Here is an 11782-nt window from a genome sequence, read left to right as displayed (position 1 = left end):
GAGTGTGAGCCAGAGGTCTTCGGCGAGTCGGATGTGCCGTGGCGGTACGAAGGACAGGCAGTCGTCCAAGAATGGCAGAGGGGCTGTTCGTGAAACTCCGCTCAATGCGCGCAGTGGCCGGCACGGGTGTGGCAGCGGTGATTCTCACCGGGACGATGATGATCGGACCTTGTCAGGTTTCAGACGCCGGCACGTTGCCGGCCACCGGGTTCGGCCGGCTTCATCCCGAGGCGGACTTCCTGGGGTCGTCCGTTCCGGCTGCCGAGAGGACCGCTCCGCGGGCCGCGTCGGTAAGTGCCGCACCCCCGGGCGGTTTGCCGGGGCTTGATGTCAGCCACTACCAGAAGACCGTGGACTGGCCCGGGGTGGCGGCCAAGGGCGCCAAGTTCGCGTACATGAAGGCGACCGAGAGCACGACTTACCTCGACCCGACGTTCGCGGCGAACTACGCGGGGTCGGCGAACGCGGGACTCGTGCGCGGGGCGTATCACTTCGGATTGCCGGACAGGGATTCCGGCGCCGCCCAGGCCGACTTCTTCGTCGCGAACGGTGGTGGCTGGACCGACGACGGGAAGACGCTGCCGCCGGTGCTCGACATCGAATACAACCCGTACTCGACCGCGGACTGGGCGGGGTGGTGCTACAACCGGACAGCGGCCGAGGTGACGGCGTGGCTCACCGACTTCGTCACCACGGTGCACGACCGGACCGGTCGCCGGCCGGTGATCTACACGACCCGCGGCTGGTGGAACCACTGCACCGGTGGGGATGTGACTGTCCCGGCTCATTCGCCGTTGTGGATCTCGCCGGTGGCTTCGGACGCGGGCGGCCCGCCCGGGATGCCGGCCGGATGGAGTGCCTACACGTTCTACCAGTGGGCCAAGTCCGGCACCTTCCCCGGCGATCAGGACGTCTTCGCCGGCACAGCTGCCGACCTCGCCGCGTTCGCTGCCGGGCCTACCACCTGACAGCAGTGTGGCGACGGACGATCCGTCCCATGCCAGTGGGTGAAACCCGATCCGCAAACCGCCGACGCCGTGACCCGGGGGCGCCGGGATCGCTGATCCCGGCGCCGGGGTGTCAGCTGGTCACCACGCAGCTGACCCGGTTCTGCCAGTTGATGCTGCCGAGCCGGAGGTCGGCGCTCTGGTCGACCCAGGTGCTGCGCGTGCCGGTGCTCGGGCAGTCCCGCGCGTCGTAGAGCCGGACGTCGCAGGAGTGGTAGGTGTGCACCGAACCCGCCCGGTTGTCCCAGCCCCAGCCGGCGAGGTTGTACAAGCCCTCGGTGTCGGTGGTGGACGCCGTGCAGGAGCCGTAGCGGTAGAACGTGATGCAGCTTCCGGAGTAGCCGGTGTTGTCGTACAGGGTGAACGCGGAGACCGTGCCGGAGGCGTTGCCGACAGCCGTGCACGCCAGCGGCGCGGCCGAGGCCGCCTGGCTCCCGAGCGGCCCCACGACCAGCGCTCCCGCGGCGACGGCCGCCACGCCGAGCACCCGGGCCACTGCCCGCGTTCCCTCTTGCTATGACTGGTTCGTCAGATCCGATCCGGGGAGGGCTCGGTGCTCGTTGTCCGTGTGCTCGGCGAGGTCGCCGTCGAGGTCGACGGCAGGCCGGTCGGCCTCGGGACCACCCGGCAGCGCTGCCTGCTCGCGGCCCTGGCCGTCGACGCCGACCGGGTCGTTCCGGTCGACCGCTTGCTCGAGCGGATGTGGGGCACCGAACCACCGCGCCGGGGCCGGGCGACGCTCTACAGCTACGTCTCCCGGCTGAGACAGGCGCTCGCCGGAATGGACGGCCTGGACATCGTGCGCCGATCCGGCGGCTACGTGCTGACGACCGGGGACACCGGGCCGGTGCTGGACCTTCCGCTGTTCCGGACGTTGTGCGCCCAAGCCCGCGGCGAACCGGATCCGGCGGCGGCGGCGGGGTTGCTGAGCAGGGCGCTGGACCTGTGGCGCGGGGAGGCGCTCACCGGCCTCGGCGGCGAATGGGCCGAAGCGCAACGCCGGAAGCTGGGCGAGGAACGGCTCGCCGCGCGACGCGCGCTCGTCGACGCCCGGCTGCGGGCGGGGGAGGGCGAGGCACTGGTCGCCGAGCTCGCCACGCAGGTCGTCGACCAGCCGCTCGACGAGCACGTCGCGGGTCAGTACATGCGCGCCCTGCACCAGGCCGGGCGGGTCGCCGACGCGCTGGAGCACTACCGCCGGATCCGGACGTGCCTGGTGGAAGAGCTGGGCACGGACCCGGGCGCCGCGCTCCAGGACCTGCATCGGACACTGCTGAGCACCACGCGCACGGCCGGGGGCGCGCCGGCGGTGTGCCACCAGCTCCCGAGAGCCCCCCGGCAGTTCGTCGGCCGCGACGAGGACCTGGCCCGCTTGGACGCCGCGCTGGCCCCCGGCGAGCCCGGCGGCACGGTGGTCATCTCGGCGATCGCCGGCGCGGGCGGCATCGGCAAGACGTGGCTGGCCCTGCACTGGCCACACCACCACGCCGCCCGGTTCCCCGACGGCCAGCTGTACGTGGACCTGCGCGGCTTCAGCCCCGACCGGGCGCCGATGGCGCCGGCCACCGCGATCCGCGGGTTCCTCGACGCCCTCGGGGTCGAACCCCGGCAGGTGCCGATCGACCCGCACGCCGGCGCGGCTCTGTTCCGGAACCTCGTCACCGGCCGGCGGATGCTGCTCGTGCTGGACAACGCCGCGGACACCACCCAGGTCGCCTCGCTGCTGCCGGGCGGGGAAACCTGCACCGTCCTGGTGACCAGCCGCACCCAGCTCACCGGGCTGGTGACCGGGCACGCGGCCCATCCCCTCCGCCTCGACGTCCTGCCCGAGCACGAAGCCCGCCTCCTGCTCACCAGCCGGCTCGGTGCCGCCCGCACGACGGCCGAGGGGGAAGCGGTGGACCGGCTGATCGCCTTCTGCGGTGGGTTCCCGCTGGCGCTGAGCATCGTCGCCGCGCGCGCCCAGCTGCGGCCGGACCTCCGGCTGGGAGTGCTGGCCGACGAACTGCGGGACGCCGGGCTCCAGGCCCTCGCCGACGACGACCCCACCGCCAGCCTTCCCACCGTGCTGTCGTGGTCCCTCGACGCGCTGGAGCCGGAGCAGACGACCGCGTTCGCCCTGCTCGGGGTCGCGCCCGGGCCCGACCACGGCCCCGAGGCGGTCGCCGCCCTGATCGACCGGCCCGCCGCGGACACCCGGCGGATCCTGCGCGGACTGGAACAGGCGTCACTGCTCACCCGGACCGGCCGCGGCCGTTACCGGCTCCACGACCTGATCCGCCGGCACGCCACCGACACGGCCGCCGGGCTGCCCGCGCACCTCCGCACCGCGGCGCAAAACCGGGTCGTCGACTTCTCCCTGCACACCGCGCTCCGGGCCGACCGGCTCCTGAACCCGCAGCGGGAACCGAGACACGCGGTGCCACCCGCGCCCCGGCACGCCGTCCCCGAGCTGTCCGACGACTCGGCCGCGCTGAGCTGGTTCGACACCGAGCACGCCTGCCTGCTGGCGGCCCTGGACACCGCGTCGGAGAACGGGCGCCACCGGACGACGTGGGACCTGGCCTGGGCGCTCGAGACGTTCCACCGCCGGCAGGGACACCTGCACGACCGGCTCGCCACCTGGCAGGCCGCGATGACGGCGGCCGGGCACCTCGCCGACCCGGCGACCCGGATCCTCACCCACCGCCTGCTCGGCCGCGCGCACGCCGACCTGGGTGCCCACGCGGAGGCGAACGTCCACCTGCAGGAAGCTCTGACCCTGGCCGAGCGGCACGACGACCTGACCAACCAGGCCCACACCCACCGGACCCTCGCCGCCGCCTGGGGGCCCGGGGAGACCACCGCAAGGCCCGCGAGCACGCCGTGCAGGCGCTGCGCATCAGCCGGGACGTCGGCAACGCCGACTGGGAAGCCGGTGCGCTCAACGCGATCGGCTGGTACGCGGCCCAGTTCGGTGCCTACGACGAAGCCCAGGAAAGCTGCGAAGCCGCGCTGGACCTGTTCCGCCGCCAAGGCAACGCCGAGGGCCAGGCGACCACCTCGGACAGTCTCGGCTACATCGCGCACCACGTCGGGGAGCACGCCGAGGCGGTCGCCCGCTACCGCGAGGCCCTCGTCCAGCTCCGCGAAATCGGTTCCTCCACGGAGGAAGCCGGCACCCTCGACCGGCTCGGAGCCGCGTACGCGGCGCTCGGACGGCAGGGCGAAGCGCGCGAGACGTGGCGAAACGCCCTCACACTCTGCCGGCAGCAAGGCCGCGACGACGACGCCCGGCGCGTGCAGCGGCAACTCGACGCGCTCGAGCGGGCCACGGCACCGGTGCGTTGACGCGAGGTGGTGGGCGTGACCAGTGCCTCGGCTTGCCGGTGGAAGGGAGTCATGGCACGGACGCCTGAGGTGTTCGCGCGGTCGTTGGAGCCCGAAGAAGCACAGCGGCTGGTCACCGCGCGGTCGAGCGGGCGGAGGCCGCGGCGGAGGAGGTCGGCGATGTTCTGCCCGGTGGGCATCCGGATGCGGGGGGCCGTGCCGGCGTTCGACCGCGGCGAGGTCGTCGACGGCGACCGGGGCCGGCCCCAGCGGCACGGTGCCGGTCGCGGGCTTCGTCCAGCTTGGCGGCCACGGCCGGGCCGATCGGGCTCAGCGTCCCTGCTGTGTCCCAGCGGGGTGGCGTTCCCGCTGGTCCGGTGGGGTGGGACCGTCCCGGCGTCCCGGGTCGGCCGCTGAAGGGCGATCGGCAGCGCGGCCGGTGCCAGCCTTCTCGCCATGCAAAGACTCGCTGTGGCCGTCGCGGTGCTGCTGGTGTTCCCCGCCGCAGCCGCGGTTGCGGCCGAACCCGTTGCGGTGTGCGGGCACACCAGTACCCAGCCCACCCTGAAACAAGATGCGACCGGCGCCGCGGTCGCCGAGGCGCAGTGCCAGCTGAACCTGGCGACCAAGGCGAGCCGGTACACGCCCATCGGCGCGGACGGCTCCTTCGGCCCGGCGACCGAGGCCCGCGTGCGCGTGTTCCAGAAGTGCGCCGCCTTGAGCGTGGACGGCCAGATCGGGCCGAACACGTGGGCCGCCTTGAACTCGTGGTCCACGCGGCCGCGCAAGTGCGCCACCCAGGGCACGGCGGGCACCGCGCAGAGCGTGGTGTGCGGCCATTCCACCGCCCGCCCGACCTTGCAGAGCGGATCCACCGGCGCCGACGTCAAGGAACTCCAGTGCCGGCTGAACCTCGCCATGGAGCCCGGCCACTACCCGCCGCTGACGGTGGACGGCAACTTCGGTGACGGCACCCGCAACCGGGTGATCCAGTTCCAGCACTGCGTCAACGCCAGTGCCGACGGCGTCGCCGGGCCCACCACGTGGGCGAAGGTCGCCGACTGGTCCAGCCGCAACACCTACTGCACGCCGCCGAAGCCCGCCGGGCACCCGATCGACGGCGTCGACACGGCGAAGTACCAGCACCCGGGTGGCGCGCCGATCAACTGGGGCGCGGTGAAGACGTCCGGCGTCGAGTTCGCGACGGTCAAGGCGACCCGCGGCCTGAACGTCACCGACGACTACCTCGCCACCGACCTGCCCGCCGCGCGCAACGCCGGCCTGGCCGTGGGGCCGTACCACTTCTACACGGGCACGGCGGCCGGCACCGGCGGCGCGCAGGCGGACCGGTTCATCGCCGCGGTGAAGGCCACCGGGTACACCGGCAAGCGCGCCGGCGACCTGCCGCCCGTGTTCGACCTGGAGTGGAAGGACGACGGCTCCGGCGGCTGCCCGCCGTACGTCACCGTCGCCGACGCCAAGGCCTGGCTGGACAAGGTGCAGGCGGCGTTCGGCCGGACCCCGATCATCTACACCCAGAAGTCGTTCCTGGACGCCTGCCTCGGCGGCACCACGGCGCTTTCGGCCTACCCCATGCAGCTCGCCGACTACCGGCAGTCCGTCACCCAGCCGGCGCTGCCCACCGGGTCGAAGACCTGGCTGATGTGGCAGTACACCGACGCCGCCATCCCCGACGGCATCCCCGCGCCGGCGACCGGGGACGTCTTCAACGGCACCCAGGCCGACCTCGACCAGCTCGCCAACCGCTGAATCCCCGTTAGGAAAGGACGAGAATGAGTCTCCCCATGAGCCGCCGCACGATGCTGCGCGGCGCGGTGGTGGTCGGCGCGACCGCGGTGGTCAGCCCGCTGCTGCTGCCGGGCACCGCGCAGGCGTACCCGTGGTCCCGCACCCTCGCGCAGGGCAGCACCGGCGCCGACGTCACCGAACTCCAGATCCGCGTCGCCGGCTGGGCGGCCGACTCGCCCGGCCACAGCCGGGTCTCGATCGACGGCGAATTCGGTCCCGGCACCGCGGCGGCGGTCCGCCGGTTCCAGGCGGCCTACGGCCTGGGCGCGGACGGCCAGGCCGGCCCGGCCACCCAGGCCGCGCTCAACGCGCTGGAGCAGAGCGACGGGTCCACCGTCCACTTCAACTTCAGCGAGTTCACCGACCGCGACAGCGGCACCTTCAACGGCGGCAAGGTCAGCGCGGCCACCGCCAAGGAGAACGCCCGGCGCTGCATGTACAAGCTGGAGGCGCTGCGCAAGAAACTCGGGAACAAGCCGATCACGGTGAACTCCGGGTTCCGCAGCATCGCGCACAACGCGGAGATCGGCGGCGCGAGCGACAGCATGCACCTGTACGGCACCGCGGCCGACCTGAACGTGCCGGGCGTGGCCAACAAGACCGTCTACCAGAAGGCCGAGACGTGCGGGTTCTCCGGCCTGGAGACCTACAACACCGACCACCAGCACGTGGACAGCCGGGCCGACCTCGGCCGGTCGTGGTGGTGGGAGAACGGCACGGTCTGACCGGCCGGCCGAGGCGGGCGCCGGGAACCGCGCGGGGTTTCCGGCGCCGGCCCGTCCTCAGTGCGCCTGCGGGCTCGTCAGAGCCGCCGAGCAGGCCGGCCAGTCGTGGAAGTCGTGGCGCACGCTCCACAGACGGTGCGCCGCATCGATGTTCCAGACGGGGTCGAACGCCTGCCGCGGCGAGCCACCCAGCTCCAGCAGGCGGGCGTCGGAGATCTGGAAGACGCCCCAGTTGCGGCTGCCGTTCGTGTTCGGCAGCACCCAGAGCGGATCGAGGAACGAGGCACAGCGCGCGATCGCGACCGCGGTGTCCGGCGCTTCGGTGAACACGGCCCGGACCCGCTGCTCCACCACGGCCGCCGACCAGGTCGCCATGCTGGTCCGGCGGTCGTACAGCGCGGTCTTGGTGGCCTCGTCGACCACACCGCGCGCGGGCAGGCCCGCCAGCACCTGGAACGCGGTGACCCGGCGCAGCGTCTCCGGCCCGAACGAGCCGTCGACCGAGAGCCGCCCGTGGGCCGCGACCAGCAGGTTCTGCACCTCGGTGACGCACTCGTCGTGCTGGCCCATGCTGACCGGCGGCTGGCACCCCGAGGAGAACAGCATCCGGTCGGCGTACCGGCCGGTGGCCGGTGGGGACGCGTCGGCGGTGAGCCAGACCAGACCGCCCGCCAGCAGCACCACGACCGCGATGGCCGTCGCGGCGTAGGCGCGCCGCCGGCGTGGCGGCGCGGCGTCCTCACCGGTCCCGGTCTGCTCCGCTTCGTCGACGCGGCCGGCGTCGGCCAGGGCCCACAGCTGGTGCAGTTCCCGCAGTTCCGCCGGGGAGGCGCCACAGACCTTGCCGAAGGAGTGGACGACGCGGTAGTCGGCGGGGACGCTCTTGCCGGAGCAGTAGCGGTGCAGGCTGGAGCCACTGGCCCCGGCCAGCTTGCCGAGCCGTTCATAGCCCTGCTCGCTGCGGTCTTTCAGCATGCGCAGGTAGGCGGCGAACTTGTCCCTGTGCAGTGTCACTGTGACTCGAACACCTCGCTCGGGCAGCGGATGACGGACGGAAGTTAACACCGTCGTGCCACACTCCGGGCAGAAACTGACGGATTACGCCACCCGGCGGAGCACGACCCGGGCCGGATGGCGGGAAGCCGGCGGTTCGGTGTGCCCGCGCCGACCCGACGTCAGGGGAGCCGGTCCCGCATCCGGCAGGCCCGCCTGTTCATGAGGCCGGTGCAGTGGTCGAGGTTCGCTCGATCTCGTCGAGACCGAAACGGTAACGGGGGGACTGATGCCGCCGGCCGAGCTCGCGGACCGGGGTTCGCCGTCCGGGACGCTACTTCCGGTTCAGCAGTTCACGGGCCAGGGCGAGCGCCGCGGCAGCCCGTTCCTCCGCTGTTCCGCCGAGCTGCGCGCCGCGCGATTCGGCCATCACCAGGGTGCTGAGGGCGAGCCGGGCGCGCATGCGGCCGTCGATGTCGGCGCCCGGGCCGAGTGATCGCGTGAGAGCGTCGAGGTGGTGGAGCAGCTCCGCCGCCGCCGGGAGGCCGGCGAGCGCGTGCTCGTTCACCCGGGCGCACACGAGCAACGCGCCGTGCTCGCCGCGGATGAGCGCGGCGAACCGGTCCAAAGCCTCGCTGCGCCGGCGCCAAGGTGCCGGCGACGGCTGCAGGGACTCCGTGAGCTCGGCCAGCTCGGGCAGGAGCCGGCCGTACGAGCTCGTCAACACGTCTTCCTTGCTGCGGAAGTGGTGGTAGACGGCCGGACGGGTGATGGCGAGCCGGTCCGCGACCTCGGCCAGCGTGGTCCGCTCGTACCCCTGCGTGGTGAACATCTCCAGGGCGGTGGCGCGGATGCGGTCACGGGTGTCGGTACGCCGGCCGTCGGCGCGTTCGCTCATGCCGCCAGCATCCCACCCGGCAAACTGACTTACACGTAAGTCAGGTATCTTCGGTGGCATGGAACCCGATCAAGACGTCGTCCCCGAAGGACTTTCCGGCCGCCGGGTGCTCGTGACCGGCGGCAGCCGCGGACTGGGCGCGGCGATCGTCCGGCGCTTCGCGGCCGCCGGCGCCACCGTCCTGGCCGCCGCCCGCACACCGCCGGAGCCGGGTGAACTGCCCGCGACGTTCTTCGCGGCCGATCTCGCCACCGCCGAGGGGGCCGCGGACCTGGGCCGCCGGGTGCTCGACACCGCGGGCGGCGTCGACGTCCTGGTCGACAACGCCGGCAGCGCCTCACCCCCGGCGGACACCCTCGTCCGCAGCGACGAGAGCTGGGAGGCCGATCTGGCGCTCAACCTGCTGGGCGCGGTCCGGCTCGACCGGCACCTCGTGCCCGGGATGGTCGAACGCGGGCGCGGCGTGGTCGTCCACGTCTCGTCGATCGCGAGCCGGTTGCCGCAGCCGGGCCAGGTCGCCTACGCGGCGGCGAAAGCCGCGCTCAACACCTACAGCCGGGCCTTGGCCGCCGAACTCGGCCCGAGCGGCGTGCGGGTGGTGAACGTGCTGCCCGGCTTCATCCCCACGCCGGGGGCGATCGCCCACCACCGCAAGATCGCCGAGAGCCGCGGCGTCAGCCTCGAACAGGCCCAGCGGGACCTGGCCACCAGCCTCAACGTCCCGATGGCCCGGCCCGGCTCCCCGGAAGACGCGGCCGAACTCGTCGTGTTCCTCGCTTCGGACCGCGCCCGCTGGCTGACCGGCGCGCAGTACCGGGTGGACGGCGGCATCCTGCCCGTCGTCTGAGCGCCCTCCCACCGATCCAGGACTGGAGTACTAAACCGGAACGGGGGCGCGCATCGGGGCCCTGGCGAATTCCGCCATGCCTTCGTCGAACCCGGTCGAGGGGAGCCAGCCCAGCTCCGCCTTGATCCGGTTCGGTGAGGCCACGATGTGGCGCACGTCGCCGATGCGGTACTCGCCGGTGATCACCGGCGGTGGTGTTCCGGCCGCCGCGGCCAGGGCGGCCGCCACCTCCGCGATGCTGCGGGGGTCGCCGGTTGCCACGTTGAAGGCGCGGAATCCCGTGCTCGCCGCCGTCAGGGCCGCCACGTTGGCCGTCGCGATGTCGCGGACGTGGATGAAGTCGCGGCACGGCTTGCCGTCCTCGAAGACGCGGGCTGCCGTGCCGCGGTCCACGGCCGTGCGGAAGACGGCCGTCACGCCGGAATACGGGCTTCCGGGGGGCATCTCGGGCCCGTAGACGTTGTGGTACCGCAAGGCGATCGCTTGGCTGCCGGTCTCGCGGGCCCACGCGCCGGCCAGGTGTTCCTGGGCCAGCTTGGTGACCGCGTAGACGTTGCGGGGTGGATCGAGCGGATCGTCCTCTTCGACCGGACTGTCCACGACGGTCAGGCCGCATTCCGGGCAGGTCACCTCGAACCGGCCCGCGTCGAGGGCTTCCTTCGGACGGCGGCCGGGCCGGACCCGGCCGTGCACCGGGCAGTCGTAGCGGCTGTCGCCGTAGATCACCACCGAGCTCCCGAGCACCAGCTTGCCGAGGCCCAGTTCGGTCATGGCGGTGACGAGCCGCGCGGTGGCGAGGTCGTTGCACGTCACGTACCGCGCCGCGTCGCGGATTTCCTTGCCCCGGCCGACCATCGCGGCCTGGTGGCACACCGCGTCGACCCCGCGCAGCGCCGAGACCACTGTGGACTCGTCGCGCAGGTCGCCGTGCCGGAACTCGACGCCGTCGGGAAACTTCGGCGGCGACCCGGCCGGGTGCACGTGGGGGAGCAGCGCGTCCAGAACCCGGACCTCGTGCCCGCCGGCCACCAGTGCTTCGACGACGTTCCGGCCGATGAACCCGGCGCCGCCCGTCACCAGAACTCGCATTCCGCCTCCTGCGTCTCGTGGCCTCCCACGGTCTTCGGCGGTGCTCGGCCCGGACTCGAATGCGGCTGGACCCGCGCGCCATACGGTCGTGGCCGTCCGGTCGCGGAGGCGCGGATGTGGGGAGAGGCTGTGGTGCTCATGTCTGGTCGGGTGGTCGCGGACGGCGCTACCGACACGGCGGTGGTGATCGGAAGTGCGGGGTTCATCGGACGCCGGCTTTCGGCGACGCTCGACCACGCGCGAGTGCGGACGGCGTGCTTCACCCGGCAGTCGAGGTTCCTGTGCGACGGCGAGCTGGCCGCCTCGATCGCCGGCGCCGGGACCGTGTTCTACCTCGCGTCCAGCATCAACCCGGCGCTCGGGGAAACCCACCCGGAGCTGGCCAGGGCCGACCACGTGCTGTTCAGCACCCTGCTCGACCGGCTGCGCCGCCGGGACAACCCGCCGACGGTGGTGCTGACGAGCTCCGGTGGCACCGTGTACGACCCCGCGTTCGCCCCGCCCTACGCGGAAACCTCGCCGCTGAAGCCCTCGGGCGCCTACGGCCGGGCGAAGATCGCCCTCGAAGAGGAACTGCTGAGCCACGCGGGTGAGCTGCCGGCGGTGATCCTCCGGATGTCCAATGTGTACGGCCCGGGCCAGCCGACCGGGCGCGGCCAGGGCGTGCTCGCCCACTGGCTGTCCGCCGCGCTGGATTCCCGGCCGCTGCGGCTGATCGGCGACGTGACCGCGACCCGCGACTACGTCTACGTCGACGACGTCGTCGACGTGATGCGGCGGCTGCGGGGCGCCGGGCCCGCGGAACCCCTGATCCTCAACATCGGCTCCGGCGTGCGCACCTCGCTGTCGGGCCTGCTGGACGTGGTGCGCTCGGTCGTGGCGCTCGACCTGCGGGTGGAGTTCCAGCCGAGCCGGCTCTTCGACCGGCAGGACGTCTGGCTCGACGTCGGCGAGGCCGAGCGGGTGCTGGGCTGGCGGCCCGAGACGTCGCTGAAGGAAGGCGTGGCGGCGACCTGGCGGTCGTGGCTCGCCGGCGCGGCCGTCACCGCCGGGGTCAACGAGCTCCAAACGATTTTCGAGACGATCTGACCAAGCTGTTCCGGAG

Annotated in this window: 10 protein-coding genes and 1 pseudogene; 7 read left to right on the top strand and 4 right to left on the bottom strand. The window is 72.8% G+C overall.

Annotated elements, in window-relative coordinates; genetic code table 11:
* The first annotated feature begins 194 nt into the window (after positions 1–194).
* Positions 195–968 carry a GH25 family lysozyme gene (locus ACFVYA_RS04930; RefSeq protein WP_387042558.1) on the top strand — a complete coding sequence of 258 codons (774 nt, stop codon included), beginning with the start codon at positions 195–197 and terminating at the stop codon, positions 966–968.
* A gap of 112 nt (positions 969–1080) precedes the next feature.
* On the opposite strand, the gene ACFVYA_RS04925 is transcribed toward ACFVYA_RS04930, so the two are convergent.
* Entirely contained in the window at positions 1081–1503 is a 423-nt protein-coding gene (locus ACFVYA_RS04925; protein ID WP_387042498.1) for a hypothetical protein, read from the bottom strand.
* Between the two features lie 57 nt (positions 1504–1560).
* Here ACFVYA_RS04925 and ACFVYA_RS04920 point away from each other — a divergent pair.
* From ACFVYA_RS04920 to ACFVYA_RS04905, 4 genes and pseudogenes are all read left to right on the top strand, one after another.
* Positions 1561–3030 (top strand): annotated as a pseudogene (locus tag ACFVYA_RS04920) (BTAD domain-containing putative transcriptional regulator); the annotation flags it as partial.
* A 50-nt stretch (positions 3031–3080) separates the two neighbouring features.
* The gene (locus tag ACFVYA_RS04915; protein WP_387042555.1) at positions 3081–4337 is read left to right on the top strand and encodes a tetratricopeptide repeat protein; all 1257 of its coding nucleotides are present in this window, start codon (positions 3081–3083) and stop codon (positions 4335–4337) included.
* A 435-nt stretch (positions 4338–4772) separates the two neighbouring features.
* Positions 4773–6086: a GH25 family lysozyme gene (locus tag ACFVYA_RS04910; RefSeq protein ID WP_387042495.1), complete on the top strand. Its 1314-nt coding sequence runs from the start codon at positions 4773–4775 to the stop codon at positions 6084–6086.
* Positions 6087–6121: 35 nt separating this feature from the next.
* On the top strand, positions 6122–6850 hold the full coding sequence (locus ACFVYA_RS04905) for a D-Ala-D-Ala carboxypeptidase family metallohydrolase (RefSeq protein ID WP_387042493.1): 729 nt from the start codon (positions 6122–6124) through the stop codon (positions 6848–6850).
* A gap of 57 nt (positions 6851–6907) precedes the next feature.
* Here ACFVYA_RS04905 and ACFVYA_RS04900 read toward each other — a convergent pair whose 3' ends face one another.
* Together ACFVYA_RS04900 and ACFVYA_RS04895 are read right to left on the bottom strand one after the other, a co-directional pair.
* Complete coding sequence (locus tag ACFVYA_RS04900; protein ID WP_387042491.1) at positions 6908–7864, bottom strand: helix-turn-helix domain-containing protein; 957 nt, start codon at positions 7862–7864, stop codon at positions 6908–6910.
* 313 nt (positions 7865–8177) lie between these two features.
* The gene (locus ACFVYA_RS04895) at positions 8178–8741 is read right to left on the bottom strand and encodes a TetR/AcrR family transcriptional regulator (RefSeq protein WP_387042488.1); all 564 of its coding nucleotides are present in this window, start codon (positions 8739–8741) and stop codon (positions 8178–8180) included.
* Positions 8742–8799: 58 nt separating this feature from the next.
* Between ACFVYA_RS04895 and ACFVYA_RS04890 the strand changes: the two genes are divergently transcribed.
* Positions 8800–9588 (top strand): oxidoreductase, encoded by a 789-nt coding sequence (locus ACFVYA_RS04890; RefSeq protein WP_387042486.1) that lies wholly within the window; start codon positions 8800–8802, stop codon positions 9586–9588.
* 30 nt (positions 9589–9618) lie between these two features.
* Here ACFVYA_RS04890 and ACFVYA_RS04885 read toward each other — a convergent pair whose 3' ends face one another.
* Complete coding sequence (locus ACFVYA_RS04885; protein WP_387042484.1) at positions 9619–10677, bottom strand: NAD-dependent epimerase/dehydratase family protein; 1059 nt, start codon at positions 10675–10677, stop codon at positions 9619–9621.
* Positions 10678–10857: 180 nt separating this feature from the next.
* Between ACFVYA_RS04885 and ACFVYA_RS04880 the strand changes: the two genes are divergently transcribed.
* Complete coding sequence (locus ACFVYA_RS04880; protein WP_285992736.1) at positions 10858–11766, top strand: NAD-dependent epimerase/dehydratase family protein; 909 nt, start codon at positions 10858–10860, stop codon at positions 11764–11766.
* Positions 11767–11782 lie beyond the last annotated feature (16 nt).

This window comes from Amycolatopsis sp. NPDC058278 (assembly GCF_042881395.1).
GTDB lineage: Bacteria > Actinomycetota > Actinomycetes > Mycobacteriales > Pseudonocardiaceae > Amycolatopsis.
This window is presented reverse-complemented; position numbering and strand designations above follow the sequence as displayed.